The sequence below is a fragment of the Candidatus Solincola tengchongensis genome, from assembly GCF_015711935.1.
GTDB classification, from domain to species: domain Bacteria; phylum Actinomycetota; class Geothermincolia; order Geothermincolales; family RBG-13-55-18; genus Solincola_A; species Solincola_A tengchongensis.
Window position 1 is genome coordinate 38,762 of sequence record NZ_JACVJJ010000112.1, and the last position, 15,239, is coordinate 54,000.

At 65.1% G+C, this 15,239-nt stretch carries 12 protein-coding genes; all 12 read left to right on the plus strand.

Going from position 1 to position 15,239, the window contains the following annotated elements; translation table 11 throughout:
* Positions 1–242 precede the first annotated feature (242 nt).
* A complete protein-coding gene (locus tag H7007_RS11895) occupies positions 243–818 on the plus strand; it encodes a YceD family protein (RefSeq protein ID WP_287155526.1) in 576 nt (191 codons plus the stop codon).
* A 183-nt stretch (positions 819–1,001) separates the two neighbouring features.
* On the plus strand, positions 1,002–1,178 hold the full coding sequence (rpmF, locus tag H7007_RS11900; RefSeq protein WP_287155527.1) for a 50S ribosomal protein L32: 177 nt from the start codon (positions 1,002–1,004) through the stop codon (positions 1,176–1,178).
* A 63-nt stretch (positions 1,179–1,241) separates the two neighbouring features.
* On the plus strand, positions 1,242–2,249 hold the full coding sequence (gene plsX, locus H7007_RS11905) for a phosphate acyltransferase PlsX (RefSeq protein WP_287155528.1): 1,008 nt from the start codon (positions 1,242–1,244) through the stop codon (positions 2,247–2,249).
* On the plus strand, positions 2,246–3,013 hold the full coding sequence (gene rnc / locus H7007_RS11910) for a ribonuclease III (protein WP_287155529.1): 768 nt from the start codon (positions 2,246–2,248) through the stop codon (positions 3,011–3,013). The genes plsX and rnc overlap by 4 nt, the downstream gene beginning before the upstream one ends.
* A 202-nt stretch (positions 3,014–3,215) precedes the next feature.
* Positions 3,216–4,055, plus strand: a complete 840-nt coding sequence (locus H7007_RS11915) for a DegV family protein (protein ID WP_287155530.1) — start codon at positions 3,216–3,218, stop codon at positions 4,053–4,055.
* 393 nt (positions 4,056–4,448) lie between these two features.
* Positions 4,449–7,997: a chromosome segregation protein SMC gene (smc, locus tag H7007_RS11920; RefSeq protein ID WP_287155531.1), complete on the plus strand. Its 3,549-nt coding sequence runs from the start codon at positions 4,449–4,451 to the stop codon at positions 7,995–7,997.
* 757 nt (positions 7,998–8,754) lie between these two features.
* Positions 8,755–10,050: a signal recognition particle-docking protein FtsY gene (ftsY, locus tag H7007_RS11925; protein WP_287155532.1), complete on the plus strand. Its 1,296-nt coding sequence runs from the start codon at positions 8,755–8,757 to the stop codon at positions 10,048–10,050.
* 717 nt (positions 10,051–10,767) lie between these two features.
* Positions 10,768–12,321, plus strand: a complete 1,554-nt coding sequence (locus H7007_RS11930; RefSeq protein ID WP_287155533.1) for a sensor histidine kinase — start codon at positions 10,768–10,770, stop codon at positions 12,319–12,321.
* A 412-nt stretch (positions 12,322–12,733) separates the two neighbouring features.
* Positions 12,734–14,062, plus strand: coding sequence for a signal recognition particle protein (gene ffh, locus H7007_RS11935; RefSeq protein WP_287155534.1), 1,329 nt, complete (start codon positions 12,734–12,736; stop codon positions 14,060–14,062).
* A gap of 49 nt (positions 14,063–14,111) precedes the next feature.
* The gene (gene rpsP / locus H7007_RS11940) at positions 14,112–14,384 is read left to right on the plus strand and encodes a 30S ribosomal protein S16 (protein ID WP_287155535.1); all 273 of its coding nucleotides are present in this window, start codon (positions 14,112–14,114) and stop codon (positions 14,382–14,384) included.
* Between the two features lie 22 nt (positions 14,385–14,406).
* On the plus strand, positions 14,407–14,637 hold the full coding sequence (locus H7007_RS11945) for a KH domain-containing protein (protein WP_303646225.1): 231 nt from the start codon (positions 14,407–14,409) through the stop codon (positions 14,635–14,637).
* A 6-nt stretch (positions 14,638–14,643) separates the two neighbouring features.
* Positions 14,644–15,162, plus strand: coding sequence for a ribosome maturation factor RimM (gene rimM / locus H7007_RS11950; RefSeq protein ID WP_287155537.1), 519 nt, complete (start codon positions 14,644–14,646; stop codon positions 15,160–15,162).
* Positions 15,163–15,239: the final 77 nt, after the last annotated feature.

Consider the following 15,239-nt stretch of genomic DNA (forward strand, 5'->3'; position numbering starts at 1 on the left):
GAGAGCAGGGCCGCCCACCCCGCGATTGGATACCTTCCCGCCAGGAAATGGGGCCGGTGTGGTAATGGTGCCGGTGATGCCGGGAAGGAGTGAGGGGGCGGGTGGAGGTCTGTCGCCGCAGGCGCGAAAGTGGCCCCGAAGGAGAGGCTGCGCTGCTGCGGGGCCGGTTGCGCCGCGGCCGCCGCTTTACGGCGGGCACTCTCCAGCATCGGGAATAAGGGCGGAGAGAGGAAGTGGAAGCCATGACCAGGCACCTCGATTCAAGGTCGCTCAAGGTCCCCGTGGCAGGCCTGATGAAGAAGCTGTTCACCCGGGAGAGGTTCGGCGCCGAACTCGACGTGGGCCTGGGGGAGAGTGGACTCTATGAGAGGAGCGAGCGGGGGGGCCTGAAGATCGACCTCTGGCTGGAGAGCAGCCCCGACGGGATACGGGTGAAGGGCACCCTGCGGGGTTCCATGACCCTGGAATGCACGCGCTGCCTGGAAGAATACCGCCAGGAATTGGACATACGGGTGGACGAGTTCTACAGGCGGCCGGGCATCGGGGCGGTCTCGCCGGAGGGAAGGCCGCTCCCCAGGGAGATGGAGATCCCGGAGGAGGACGAATATCTCATCGAGGAGGAGACCATCGACCTCAACGTACTGGTGAACGACGCGGTCATCCTCAACCTCCCCATAAAGCACCTCTGCAGCCCGGAGTGTCGTGGCCTTTGCCCCCACTGCGGGGCCAACCTCAACCGGGGAGACTGCGGGTGCCGGGTGGAATACATAGACCCGCGCCTGGAGGTCCTGCGCAAACTCCTGGATGAGGAGGCCTGAGCCCCACGGTGATCCCCGGACAGAGGCTCCTTCGGCCCCGGATTCTCCGGCGTCGTGAGGTCGGCACCCTTTCCCGGCGCGGAGTATGTCGCCTTGACCTCCCTTCGGGGAGCTAATTATACTCGGATGGTATTTGGCGGATTCTTGAGAAGAAGGTGTCAAGAAAGGAACGCGGAGGTTGACATGGCGGTACCCAAGCGGAAGAAATCCCGCTCCCGCACGGCTTCCAGGCGGGCGCGCTGGACTACCCGTCCGCTTCCCAGGTCAGTTTGCCCTCAGTGCCATTCCCTCAAGCTCCCCCACCGCGCCTGCCCCAACTGCGGGACCTACAACGGCCGGGAGATCCTGGAAACGGAGTGAACCGGTCGGTCGCCGTTCTTTCCGACGCCTGACCGTGCCTGGTGAGGAGTGCCGGGGTTGAAGATGTCCGGAACACGGGTCGTGGTGGCTCTGGATGCCATGGGCGGGGATCATGCGCCCCAGGTCACGGTGCGCGGAGCCCTGGATGCCCGGGATGAGATGGGCATAGAGGTCCTCCTGGTAGGGGAGCGGGAAGTCCTGCGGCGTCACCTGGAGGAGGAGGGGAGGGGCGAGCTCCCCATACTCCATGCCCCTGAGGTCATCGGCATGGAGGAGGAGGGGGCCCTGGCGGTGAGGAGCCGGGAGAATTCTTCCCTGGTGGTGGCGGCGGAGGCGGTCCGGGAGGGAAAGGCCCAGGCATTGGTCTCCGCGGGCAACACGGGCGCGGCCATGGCCGCCTCCCTTTTGAGCTGGGGGAGGATCAGGGGAGCCAAGAGGCCGGCGGTGGCGGTGGTCCTGCCGCCTCCCGATTCCCCCACCCTCCTTCTCGACGCCGGCGCCAACGCGGACTGCCGCCCGGAACACCTGAGGCAGTTCGCCCTGCTTGGGAGCGCCTATGCCTCCCTGCGCTTCGGGCTGGAGAGGCCCCGGGTTGGTCTGCTGAACATCGGGACGGAGGAGGGGAAAGGGAACCAGCTGGCCCGCGAGGCGTACGAGCAGCTCTCCTCCGAGGAGAGGATAGACTTCGTGGGCAACATCGAGGGAAGGGACATCGCCGGAGGCGCCGTGGACGTGGTGGTGACCGACGGTTTCACCGGGAACGTCACCCTGAAGGTGGTGGAAGGGGTGGCCTCCTTCATCACCCGGAGGCTACTGGCCGGCCTGGGTGAGCTGGGCGAGGAGGGGATGAAGCCCGTGCTGCCCGCCCTGCTGAGACTCAGGGAAGAACTAGATTACCGGGCCATCGGGGGCGCGCCGCTCCTGGGCGTGAAGGGGGTGTGCATCATCGCCCACGGAAGCTCCGACGCAGTGGCGATCAAGAATTCGCTTCGCGTGGCCGCGGAGGCGGTGGAGATGGGGCTCGTGGAGCGCACGGAGCGACTCCTGTCCGGAAGGGGGCCTGAGGGATGAGGTTGCGAAGGAGACGGAGGGAGAGGCTCCCGGTGGAGGAACTTCTGGGCGTCACCTTCCGGGATCCCAAACTCCTCTCCCAAGCTCTGACCCACCGTTCCTACGCCCACGAGGCCTCCCTGGAGACCGGGGAGACCAACGAGAGGCTGGAGTTCCTGGGAGACGCTGTCCTGGACTTGGTCATCTCCGACCACCTCTTCCGCCATTACCGGGACCTGGACGAGGGGAAGCTCACCCGCATCCGTTCCTACCTGGTGAACATGGGCTCGCTGGCCGAGCTGGCGCGGGAGATGGGCCTGGGCGAGCACCTCCTCTTGAGCCGCGACGAGCGCGCCGACGGGGGGGCGGAGAAATCCTCCATCGTCGCCGACGCGCTGGAGGCGCTCATCGGCGCCGTTTATCTCGATCAGGGCCTGGAGGCGGCGAGAGAGATGGTGCTGCGCATCTTCCGGGACCGGCTTGAGGAAGCGGCGAGCGGAGACCTGGACTTCGACTACAAGTCCCAGCTGCAGGAGCTGACGGTCAAGGAGAGGGGGGTCCTCCCCCGTTACCGCCTGAGGGAGGAAGGTCCGGATCACTGCAAGGTTTTTCACGCCGTGGTCTACGTGGGTGACCGCAAGATGGGTTCCGGGAGCGGCAGCTCCAAGAAAGAGGCGGAGCAGGCGGCGGCGAGGGATGCCCTGCGGCGACACAAGGAATCGGGGACCGGCCGCGGAAGATCGGGGAGGAGGAAAGCGGGACCGACGGGAGCCGCCGGGCGCTGAAGGAAGCGGCCGGGGAGCGGCGGGGTGAAAGAGGTTGTTACGGGAGAGGGGCCCTTCATTTGTTTGTGTTGTCGCCACATGATCAAGGTTGTATGCGAGAACAACCCAAGGTAACCAATCGCTCCCCAATCGGTTAAAATTTATATATTTCAGCTTCGATGTTGGGTGTGGATTCCATAGAGCGGGAAAGGGGGAACCGAAAATGGCCGGTATCGGCATCGTCACCGACTCCACCGCCTATCTCGACCCGGAGTATGTGAGCAAGCATGACATCAAGGTGGTCCCCTTGAAGGTGATCATGGACGACGTCTCCTACCGGGAAGGGGTGGACATCAGCAACGAGGAGTTCTACAAACGCCTCAAGCAACCGGGGGTATTCCCCACCACCTCGCAGCCCTCGGCGGGAGAGTTCCTTGAGGCCTACAAGGAGATGTCCGCAAAGTACGATTCCCTCATCAGTATCCATATCTCGGCCGGCATCAGCGGGACCTGCGAGTCCGCACGCTCCGCGGCCGTGGAGATGGGAGATTATCCCATCCGAATAGTGGATTCCCGGTTCACCGGCATACAGCTGGCCATGCTCGTCGACGAGCTGGTGAAGGGCAGGGAGGCGGGCATGGGTCTTGAAGAGCTGGTGGCCATGGTGGAGGAGAAGATCAAGCAGAGCAGCCTCCTTTTTATGGTGGCCACCCTCGAATACCTGCACCGGGGAGGGAGGATCGGAGGGGCTCAGGCACTCATGGGTTCCATGTTGCGCATAAAGCCCATCCTCTACATAGACGGGACCATCGATGCCTTGGAGAAGGTCAGGGGCTCGGGAAAGGCCCTGGACCGATTGGTGGAGCTGGCGGCGGAAAGGGCCGGAGGACGCAAGGTAAGGGTGGGGCTGACCCACGTGCAGGACGAGGAGCGCATGTTCGAGCTCATGGAGAAGGTGAAGAAGGCCCTCAACTGCGATCCGGAGGAGATCACCTGGAACGAGACCGGTCCGGTCATCGGCGCCCACGTGGGGCCGGGAACGGTCGGGGTCGGCTTCTTCTAGATGCCCTGGAACGCCAGGACATGCGTGCCCGGCGAGACGGAGGACCGCGTGCCGCACCGGCCCCGTGAGAGGAAACGGGAGAACGGCCCGGCTACGGCCGAAGCGGTTGCCTTCTACTCCGGGAGAGAAAGGGGGTGAACGGTAGTGACCCCCCTTTTTCGTTTAAGCATGAGATGCACCCTATCCTCCGGAGGAAGTGCCGCACACCCTTCCGTTCCCGGCGCGTCGGAGGCGGCTCCGCGTATACCGTCGCTTCCCGCCCCCTATCGCCGTCCATGCTCCTTCCGGCCGCCCAGCATTGAAGGAATAAGGGATCGGGGAATAGAAAACTAACGGGAAATTCTTTTCCTAAAGGCGAGTGAGCGTGAGGGTGAGCGAGGAGAACCAGACGCCATGTACCTCAAGACCTTGAGCGCCCGGGGCTTCAAGTCCTTCGCCGACCGCATAACCCTGGAGTTCGAGCCCGGCATCTCGGTCATCGTGGGGCCCAACGGGAGCGGGAAGAGCAACATCGCCGATGCCGTCCTCTGGGTGCTCGGCGAGCAGAGCCCCCGCAACCTCCGGGGCAGCCGCATGGAGGACGTGATCTTCGCCGGGAGCGCCACCCGGCAGGCGATGAACATGGCCGAGGTCTCCCTCTCCCTGGATAATACCGATGGCCGCCTCCCGGTGGACTTTCCGGAGGTGGTCATCACCCGCCGCCTCTTCCGCACCGGGGAGAGCGAATACCTCCTGAACAACGTCCCCTGCCGCCTGGTGGACATCCAGGAGATACTCTCCGACCTCGGGGTGGGCCGGGAGCTGACCGCGGTGGTGGGCCAGAACCGGCTGGATGCCATAATCCGCAGCGGTCCCGAGGAGAGGAGGGCCTTCATCGAGGAGGCCGCCGGCCTGCGCAAACACCGCCGCCGCAAGGAGAAGGCGCTGCGCAAGCTGGAGGGCATGGAACGCAACCTGGTGCGGGTGAAGGACATCATCTCCGAGGTCAACAAACAGCTGCGACCCCTGGAGAGGCAGGCCCGCCTGGCGGCCGAGTATCAGACCCTGTCTTCCGAGATACGCGATCTCTCCATCCGCATACTGGTGGCCGAGCTGGAAGAGCTCAAGGGGCAGTGGGACAACCGGCGCCAGGAGGAGGAGAGGCTTCTGGCGGACCTCAGGTCCGTGGAGGAGCGCTTGGAGGAGGGCAGGGAACGCCGCGCGGACCTGGAAGACCTGCTTCGCCGGCTCCGTGAGGAACTTGAGGGATGCCGTCGCCGGGAGATGAGGTTGCTCTCGCTGGGGGAGAGGCTTATCTCCAGCCGCCAGTTGGGCCGGGAGAGGCTCAAGCTCTTCGCGGCTCTCCTGGGCGAGGCTTCCCTGCGGGAGGGATGGGCTTCCCGGAGGGAGGAGCGGCGGGGGAGGATGGCCGCCCTCAGGGAGGAACTCGCGGAGGCGGAGGAGGCTTTCCGCAGGACGGACGAGGAGGAGGGCGCGCTCCGGGCGGAGGAGGAGGGGCTTTCCAGGCGCAGGGAGGAGATGCGGGAGGAACTGGACCGCCTCCGCCGTGCCCTCCAGGAGGGCCGCGAGCGACTGAGGTCCCTGGCCTCCGATAGGGCGCGGAGGGTGGAGAGGCTCGGCGACCTGAAGAGGGAGCTCGAGGAGCTGGAGGGCGAGCGGCGCTCCCTGAAGGAGGAGAGGGAGGGTCTGGAGGAGAGGATAGGCGCCCGGGAGGAGGAGCTGGGAGGGTTGAGGGTGCGGCGGAGGGAGGTGGAGGAGAGGGTGAGCGCCCTCCGCGCCGACCTGGCCCGCTTCGAGGAGGAGTTGGAGTCCTTGAGCCGCAAACAGAGGCGCTCCTTCCAGGAGGAGGCCCTGGTGGTGGCCAGGCTCCGAGCTCTCCAGGAGGTCTTTTCCTCGCGCATCGACTATGCCGCGGCGGCAGCCAGGGTGCTGGGGGAGAACGCGGGCCATACGGGGTTGCTGGGCATGCTTCTCCATCACCTCAAGGTCCCCCAGGAATGGGAGAGGGCTCTTGAGTCCTACCTCGGTCCGTGGCTCTTCTGCGTGCTCGCCCGGGACCTGAAGGACGCCCTGGAGGCGGTGCGCCGGTTGAAGAGGGAGGAGGAGGGCTTCGGCCTCTTCCTGCCGCTCTCGGAGCTGGACGTCTCCGCCATGGAGGAAACCTCGGAACTGGCGAGGCGTTGCGGCGGTACGGCAGCCGTCGAGGTGGTGGATTGCGCGCCGGAGATCAGGCCCGCCGTGACCTACCTGCTGGGAGACGTGGTCTTCTGTTCCAGCCTGGAGGAGGCGGAGGGGAAGGCGGAGCTGTATCCCGGGCTCACCTTCGTCACCGCGGAGGGCGACGTGGTGGCTCCCCGGCGCATGGTTAAGGGCGGCGCGCGCCCGCGCAGCCCCTTCCACGTCATCGCCAGGAGAAGGGAGATCGAGGAGCTCCAGGAGATGCTGGACCTCTGCGACGAGGAGTCGGTGACCCTGGAGGTGCGCCGCAAGAGCGTGCTGGCGACCATCTCCTCTCTGAGGCGGGAGCTCGACGGCCTGGCGGCGGAGAAGAAGGCGCTGGACGACGCCGTGCGCGAGTCCGAGTTGGCCCTCAAGTCCATGCTGGGCGAGCTGGAGGACCGCACGGCGAGGATGCAGGGCCTGGATGAGAGGTCCCGGCGGCTGAAGGAGGAGATGGAGCGCCTGCGAGCGGATATAGTGAGGAGCGAGGAGGAGGAGGCAGGGCAGAGGAGGGCCGTACAGGAGGCGGAGGTTCCGCTACGGGAGGCGGAATCCGCCTGGGAGGACCTGCGCCGCCGGGAGTCCGAGATGCGGGAGAGGCGGCAGGACCTGCGCGCCAGGCGCGCCTCCCTGGAGGAGAGGACCTACCACCTCCGCAGCAGACTGGAAGAGCTGGAGTCCGAGGAGGAGCAGCCGCCTCTCGATTCTACCGACGACCTCTCCGGCCGCAGCCGCGCCCAGGAGGAGCTCCTCGAGCTCGTCGAGGGGCTTCTGGAGCGGCATCAACGCCTCACCTCGCTGACCAGGGAAAGGGGGGAGCGCCTGCGACGCGAGCTGGAGGATGCGGATGAGGAGCTGGAAAGGCTGCGCGCGGAGCTGGAGGAACTCGAGTCCCGCCGTGGCGAACTCCAGGAGGCGGCCCACAACCGCGACCTGGCCACCGCTCAGCTGAAGCTCCGCGTGGACCTCCTGGTACAGCGCCTCTTGGAGGAACACAAGATCCCCCTGGAGACGGCCCTATCGGATTACCGGCCCGGCCTGCCCCTCCCGGAGATGAAGGCCAGGCTGGAGGAGCTCGAGAGGCGCAGGGAGATGCTGGGGCAGGTCAACCTGCGCGCGGCCGAGGAATACCGGGCCCTCAAGGAGAGGCATGACTTCCTGCTCGCCCAGGTGGAGGACCTGCGGGAGAGCAAGGCCTCCCTGCTCAAGGTGGTGCGGGCTATAGACCGGGAGATAATCCGCATCTTCCGGCAGACCTACGAGGAGGTCAACGGGCACTTCCAGGAGTTCTTCGAGATGCTCTTTCCCCAGGGGAGGGCGGAGCTGGTGCTCACGGATCCCACCGATCTCCTCAACACCGGCGTGGACATCGAGGCCCAACCGAGGGGAAAGAGGCTGAAGAAGCTCACCCTTCTCTCGGGCGGGGAGACCGCCCTCACATCGCTGGCCTTCCTCTTCGCCATTTTCAAGACCCGGCCCAGCCCCTTCTATTTCTTGGACGAGGTGGAGGCCGCCCTGGACGACGTCAACCTGCACCGCTTTCTCAGCCTGCTCAAGGAGTTCAGGAGGGATTCCCAGCTCATCGTCATCACCCACCAGAAGAGGACCATGGAGATCGCCGAGGTGATCTACGGGGTGACCATGCAGGCATCGGGCATCTCCCGGGTGGTCAGCCAGAGGCTCGAGGAAACGGAGCAGAAGGCCCGCGCGGACACCGCCTGAGCCTCTTGTCGCGGCGCCGAAACACAGTTTTGATGCCCTCTTCCCAGGACAGGAGATCATACCGGTCACTTCCTGAGACCCTTCTAGCGGCGCCGAAGCGAAAACTCGGGCGAGTACCATGCCTTTCCTAGCCGGAGCGAGGGTGGTTTCCGGAGACCCACCTCATGGAAATGCCTGGAAAGTGAGGGTGGGTCGGAACTTTGGGCGGCGAGCGCGATCGCCCGCGCAAGCGGACCTGTGAATCGTTACCCGCCCCGGCGGGCGGCGGATGCTCCGACCCGCTCGCCTGCGTTAAGGGAAACGGACCGGGCCGCCTTCGAGGAGTGCTCTCCGTTCCCTGGATGTTTTGCGTGAGGAAGAGGTTTTCCGTCTCCAGGATGCGCGTTTCCTCCCCTCCTGGACCGGGAGCACCGTTCCATAGAGGTGCCCTCACCCGGGGACCGGCTCCGGAGAGGGTATCCGGAGCGACGACGATCCGGAGGCGTGGAAAGAGATGACGCTTGACAATATGCTGGCGCCCTGCAAGCGACGGTGGATATATCCGTAAACTGCCGGATCCCCACATGCGCGTCCTCTTCCCGCCCCCGGAAGAGGGGCCGCCGCACCGTGGAGGTGCCGTCCCCGCGGGGACCCGGTTCGGGCGGGGTCTCCCTGGAAAGGTTCGGTTTGCCGGAGGTGCGGTATTATAGTTCACGGACCGCGGGTACGGGACGGGGATCACCCGGCCTTGGAACAGTACGGCGATGAAGGAAAGGACATGGGAAAGGAAGGGAAGCTCAAGAAGGAGGAGCGCAGGCGGGAAAAAGAGGAGCTTAAAAAAAGGAAGAAAGAGGAAAAGGCCCGCCTGAAAGCCGAGAAGAAGGAACTCCGCGAGCAGAAGAAGAGGGAGAGGCGGGAAGCCGCCGAGGAACTCCTGGAGCTTCCCGACCTGGAGGCTGCGGTCGGAGCTGAGCCCCTGGGCGTCCTCGAGGAGGCAGAGGAAAGGGCGCTGGCGGGGCCGGGCCCCGTGGCACCCGCCGAGGTCGCTGGCGGTTCCGGGGAGGGAATGCGGGCCGCGCCGGGCGCGATCGCGGGAGCTCCGGAGGAGACGGGCGCCGCCCTCCCGGGGGCGGGGGTCGCCCGGGAATCAACGGAGGGGGAAGAGGAAAGAGAGGGGTGGTTCACCCGCCTCCGCAGGGGACTTTCCAGGAGCCGGACGAACATATTCACTCCCCTGGCCAGGGCCATGGCCTCCCGCCGTTTCGACGAGGCCTTCTGGGAGGAGGTGGAGGACATCCTGGTAGGGGCCGACGTGGGCATGGAGATGACCATCCGCCTCGTGGAACGGGTTAAAGAACGCGTGGCCCGTGAAGGCCTGCGCGAGCCGGATGAGCTGATGGCCGCTTTCCGGGAGGCGGTGGCGGAGACGCTGGACCAGGGGGACCGATCCCTGCGCTTCGCGGACTCCGGCCCCAGCGTCTTCCTGGTGGTGGGGGTGAACGGAACGGGCAAGACCACCACCATCGCCAAGCTGGCCCACCTCCTGAGGAAGGAGGGCAAGCGGGTCATCCTGGCCGCGGGAGACACCTTCCGCGCCGCAGGGATCGAGCAGCTGGAGGCCTGGGGGCAGCGCGTGGGCGTGCATACCGTGAAACACCGCCAGGGGGCCGACGCCGCGGCCGTAGTCCATGATGCCGTGGAATCGGCCCTGGCCCGGGAGATGGACGTGGTCATCGCCGACACCGCGGGAAGGCTACACACCAAAGCCAACCTCATGGAGGAATTGAAGAAGATAAAGCGTGTGGCGGAGCGCCGGGCTCCGGTCACCGAGACCCTTTTGGTCATCGACGCCACCACGGGCCAGAACGGGCTCATACAGGCCCGCCAGTTCAAGGAGGCCGTGGAGGTCACCGGGGTGGTGCTCACCAAGCTGGACGGCACGGCAAAAGGGGGAATAGTGGTGGCCATCGCCCACGAGCTGGGCATCCCCATCAAGTTCATCGGTGTGGGGGAGAAGCTGGACGACCTGCATCCCTTCGACCCCCGGGAGTTCGCCGCCGCCCTCTTCTCCTGAAAGAATTTTCCTGATAAAAAGGTTTAAATAGTCAGCATTTAGAAACAGGGGGCCATTTTTGAACGCCGTTTGACAATAAGGTCACCTGTGTTTAAATTGACCTTGGGTGGGGCTGCGGACGAGATAAGCCATCGTAGGAACCCGCATATCAGGTGAGGTTGTTCCAACGGGCGGCTGGAAGGGAAGTCTCAAGGGGCGGAAAGAGGTAAATGCGCTGAATTCCCGCTTGTTCCATACCCATAACCCTTGTAGGGAATGAAAAATGCCACTCCAGGGGGCAAGGGATGATACTTCCGGACTATTCCGTCAATCCCGGTCGGGATTGGAGAATTTTACCGCTACCCATATCCCTCGGACGTGAAGGCGGGGATGGGCGCAGCGGAGCGCGGATTTGAGGAGCGCGATGGGGGACGTCCCCGTTGGCCGCGGTTATCGGGGCGGAAAGAGGAAGAACCGGGAAGCCTCCCGTCCGGAGGAAGGCAACCGGAGTCTTTCTGGAGGGTTCCCCCAGCGGGGAGGAAGATGGACAAGAAACAGTACGACACCCGTTTCCCGTATTCCGTGAGAGGGCATGGAGGGGGCGGAGCATGCGGAAGCGGGCACAGGGTCCCGTGCACGGGAACGTCTTGGCGGGGAGTGGGCGCGTTCCGACAGCGGCGGGTGAGGGCGCATACGGGCGCTTGAGAGCGCTGCCATGTGGCGAATGACGATGGCCTGATGGAGGATTTACACCGCATCCTGGTTGAACGCCTCGGGGAGGCCGTGCTGCTCCTGGACGGGGAGGGCCGCATAAGGTACGCCAATCCGGCCGCGGAACGCCTTCTCGCCGTGGAGAGCGGTTCATCGATAGGTATGAGATTCCAGGATTTCATCCTCCAGCATGACCGCGAGCTGTTCCAGGAAATTTTTTCCTCCTCAGCCGGCAGGGCGGAAGGCCTGGAGGTGAAGCTCCGGCTGCACGCCTCGGACGGGGCCCTGTGCCATTCCCTGGTCCGGGTCACCGACTTGAGCGCGGAGCCCTCAGTGGGCGGCTTCCTGGTGGAGGTATGCGACGTGGGGACTCTGGAGGAAGTGCGCCGGGAGCTGGAGCGGAAGGAGGAGGAGCTTCGGGAGTTCCAGACCATCGTGGAGACCGCCAATTACGGTGTGGTGATAGCCGACCCCGACGGATACCTCCTCTACGTGAACCCCTATTTCGCCTCCCTGCACGGCTACGAACCGCGGGATCTTCTGGGCAAGAACCTGCAGGCCCTTCACCCTCCCGAAAGGAGGGAGGATGTGAAAGGGATGAGGAGCTGCCTCCTGGAGAAGGGGTGCTGTTCCAACATCGAGGTGTGGCATGTGCATCGTGACGGAAGCCTGTTCCCCTTGCTCATGAACGCTGTGGTGATCCGGGACAACGAAGGCAACCCCCTTTACGTCGTCGCCAACATGGTGGACATCGGGGAGCGTAAGAAGTGGGAGGAGGAGAGGGAGGCCTACCGCCATCGCCTGGAGGAGATGGTGGAGGAACGCACCCGCGAGCTTTCGGAGGCCAACCGTAGGCTGCAGGAGGAGGTGGAGGAGAGGTCCAGGGTGGAGGAGGAACTGCGCCTGCGCAACCTGGAGCTGGACGCCTTCGCCCGTTCCGTGGCCCACGACCTCCGGGGGCACATCTCGGTCATCGACGGTTTTGCCCGCACCGCCCTCTCCGCTGGGGAGGAAGGCGAGCGGGAGATGGTGGCCGAGTGCCTCAAGGGGATCGCCGAGGGTGCCAGGCGCATGGAGCGTTTCGTCGAATGCCTCCTAGCCTACGCCCGGGCGGGTCACCCTCAGGAGGTCGTCGCGGAGACGGGGCTCGATTGCGTGGTCCAGGAGGTGAAGGAGACCCTGAAGGAGGAGATGGGAAAGGCTGGAGCGAGGTTGGACGTCGTGGGGACCCTCCCCGCCGTCCTCGCCGACCGCGTCCTCCTCTACCAGGTGCTCTACAACCTGGTGAGCAACGCCCTGAAGTTCTGTCCCGCGGAGAAGGATCCCTGTATCGAGCTGGGTTGCCGCCCGGAGGGGAGCCGGGCGGTGGTGTGGGTCAGGGACAACGGGATCGGCATCGCCCCGGAGGACCTGGAGTCCGTCTTTCTGCCCTTCACCCGGGTGGGCGAACACCCCTCCCCGGGCATGGGCGTGGGCCTGGCCACGGCGAAGCGCGCCGTGGAGAACTGGGGAGGGGAGATATGGGTGGAGTCCACCCCTGGGGAGGGGAGTACCTTCTTCTTCACCGTACCCCTGCCCTGAACGCCGGTCACCGCGGGATACCCGACGGTATGTGGTCTGCGGATGAGGGCCTCGATGGGGGAGTGGGATTGCGTTGCGTTAGATGAGCCCACGCCCCATCTGTTTCTTACGGTCCCGTTCCGCTGAGCTGACGACTCGGGCGGGATGCCGGGCCCTCTCGGCGGCGGATCGAGGGTCGCAAGACCTTCATGCGCCTCCGGGCCTCCGGCGGCAGCTTGACCCGGTTTGACGGCTTTCCCGGCGCCTGGAATAGGGTGAACACGGAAACCGAGTGACACTCTCGTTTTGACATGCATCCCGGTTTCCGGTAGTTTAAACTGTTTGGTGGTGGGAAAGCCCCCTCCGCGGTTCTTTCCCGGCGTGTTTGGCGTCGGAGCGGAAGGGGAAGGAAAGCGAGGAACGGAAAAGGGACATGTTCGACACCCTGAGCGAACGCCTCCAGGACATATTCCGGCGTCTGCGCGGGCACGGCAAGCTGTCCGAGAAGCAAGTGGACGAGGTCATGCGGGAGATTCGCCTGGCCCTCCTGGAAGCGGACGTCAACTTCAGGGTGGTCAAGGACTTCATCTCCCGGGTGCGGGAGAGGGCGGTGGGTCAGGAGGTGCTGCGCTCCCTGACCCCAGCCCAGCAGGTGATCAAGATAGTCAACGAGGAGCTCACCGAGCTTTTAGGGAGCACCAACGAGCGCATCAACTTCTCCGGGCGGCCCCCCTCGCTGATCATGCTCGTGGGGCTGCAGGGTTCCGGGAAGACCACCGCCACGGCCAAACTGGCCCACCATCTGCGCAGCCAGGGGCGCCACCCCCTGATGATCGCCGCCGACGTCTATCGTCCCGCGGCCATCGACCAGCTGGAGAAGCTGGGGGAGCAAGCCGGCATCCAGGTATACTCCGAGCGCGGGTCGAGACCGGAGGAGATAATCGCCGCCGGTATACGCAAGGCGGAGAAGGAGGCCCTGGACACGGTGATCATCGACACCGCCGGCCGCCTGCACATCGACGAGGACATGATGCGAGAGCTGGTGGACATCCGGAAGAGGTTCAAGCCCCACGAGACCCTCCTTGTGGTGGACGCCATGACCGGCCAGGACGCGGTGAACGTCGCCCAGTCCTTCGCCTCCGAGGTGGGCTTCGACGGGGTCATCCTCACCAAGCTGGACGGCGACGCGCGGGGCGGCGCCGCACTGTCCATCAAGTCGGTGACCGGAAAGCCCATAAAATTCGCCAGCGTGGGGGAGAAGATAGGGGACCTGGAGGCCTTCCACCCGGACCGCATGGCCTCCCGCATCCTGGGGATGGGGGACATGCTCACCCTCATCGAGAGGGCCCAGGCCACCTACGACGAGGAGCGGGCGCGGGAGCTGGAGAAGAAGCTGCGCAAGCAGCAGTTCACCCTGGAGGACTTCCTGGAGCAGATGCAGCAGCTGAAGAGGATGGGGCCCCTGGACCAGATACTGGGTATGATACCGGGCATATCCTCCTCCAAGCTCCGGTCGCTCCAGGTGGACGAGAAGCAGATCAAGAAGGTGGAGGCCATCATCCAGTCCATGACCCCCGAGGAGAGGAGAAAGCCCCAGATAATCGGGGCCAGCCGCAAGCAGCGCATCGCCAGGGGGAGCGGCACCAGCACCCAGGACGTCAACCGGCTCCTGCAGCAGTTCCAGCAGATGCAGAAGCTGATAAAGCAGTTCGGGAAGATGTCCCCGCGCCGGCTGGGGCAGATGTTCCCGTTCCAGTCCTAGCGGACCCGCGAGCCGAGCGGGAAGGATTCAGGAAAGGAGTGCATGTCCGTTGGTCAGGATCAGATTGAGGCGCATGGGCGGCAAGAAGAAGCCCTATTATCGGGTGGTGGCGGCCGACGCCCGTAGCCCCCGCGACGGGAGGTTCATCGAGACCCTGGGGCGCTACGATCCCCGGCAGGAACCCTCCCTCATTGAGCTTGACGAGGAGAAAGTCCTGGACTGGTTGCGCAAGGGAGCCCAGCCCACCGATCAGGTACGCAGGCTCATGGAGATCAAGGGCATCTGGCAGAAGTTCCAGGAGGAAAAAAGTGGCAAGCGATGACGGGAAGGGCCGGGGGACGGAGATGAAGGAGCTTCTCGAATACCTGGCCAAGGCGCTGGTGGACAACCCGGAACGTGTGGAGGTGACTTCCGTGGAAGGGGAGAGGTCGGTGATCCTGCAGCTGCGGGTAGACCCCTCCGACCTGGGCAAGGTGATAGGCAAGAACGGGAGGATAGCCCAGGCCATGCGCACCCTGATAAAGGCCTCGGCCACCAAGGAAGGGCGCAATGCCATCGTGGAGATAATCGACTGAGGGACCATGCCTTCCGGTTCCCGCAAGCCGTCCCGGGTGATTGCCGGCCGGGTAATCAAGCCCTACGGGATTCTGGGATGGGTGAGGGTGGAGGTCCTCTCCGCGAATCCCGAACGCTTTCGTCCCGGAAACGCCTTCCTTGTGGAGGGATGGGAGGAGACCTTGGTCCTGGAAGCCGCCCGAGGGGGGCCCGGTTCCCTGCTGGTGAAGTTCCGGGGGGTTGACGACCGCTCCAGAGCCAGTGAACTGGCGGGCGAATACCTGATGATCACCCCGGAACAGATGGGCGAGCCGCCTCCGGGTTCCTACTGGGAGCACGACCTCCTTCGCCTGCGGGTCTTCGACGTCGGAGGCCGCTGCCTGGGCGAGGTCATGGAGGTCATGGAGACGGGGGCCAACGACGTGTTGGTGGTGAGGGACGAGGCCGGAGAAGAACGCCTCATACCCCTCATCGAGGAGGTGGTGGTGGAGATAGACCTCCCCGGGGAGAGGATGGTCATCCGCCCCCTCCCGGGACTGCTGTGAGCCGGGCTACCCTCGCGGGCCTCGCTGCGGGCGGCGCGCGTGTGGCCCGCGGCGGGGGAGCCGGTCAGGCCTCTAAC

Bases quoted from the DNA above. Each gene is read 5' to 3' on its own strand.
- H7007_RS11895 (WP_287155526.1), top strand. From the start codon at position 243: ATGACCAGGCACCTCGATTCAAGGTCGCTCAAGGTCCCCGTGGCAGGC.
- rpmF (WP_287155527.1), top strand. From the start codon at position 1,002: ATGGCGGTACCCAAGCGGAAGAAATCCCGCTCCCGCACGGCTTCCAGG.
- plsX (WP_287155528.1), top strand. From the start codon at position 1,242: ATGTCCGGAACACGGGTCGTGGTGGCTCTGGATGCCATGGGCGGGGAT.
- rnc (WP_287155529.1), top strand. From the start codon at position 2,246: ATGAGGTTGCGAAGGAGACGGAGGGAGAGGCTCCCGGTGGAGGAACTT.
- H7007_RS11915 (WP_287155530.1), top strand. From the start codon at position 3,216: ATGGCCGGTATCGGCATCGTCACCGACTCCACCGCCTATCTCGACCCG.
- smc (WP_287155531.1), top strand. From the start codon at position 4,449: ATGTACCTCAAGACCTTGAGCGCCCGGGGCTTCAAGTCCTTCGCCGAC.
- ftsY (WP_287155532.1), top strand. From the start codon at position 8,755: ATGGGAAAGGAAGGGAAGCTCAAGAAGGAGGAGCGCAGGCGGGAAAAA.
- H7007_RS11930 (WP_287155533.1), top strand. From the start codon at position 10,768: ATGGAGGATTTACACCGCATCCTGGTTGAACGCCTCGGGGAGGCCGTG.
- ffh (WP_287155534.1), top strand. From the start codon at position 12,734: ATGTTCGACACCCTGAGCGAACGCCTCCAGGACATATTCCGGCGTCTG.
- H7007_RS11945 (WP_303646225.1), top strand. From the start codon at position 14,407: ATGAAGGAGCTTCTCGAATACCTGGCCAAGGCGCTGGTGGACAACCCG.
- rimM (WP_287155537.1), top strand. From the start codon at position 14,644: ATGCCTTCCGGTTCCCGCAAGCCGTCCCGGGTGATTGCCGGCCGGGTA.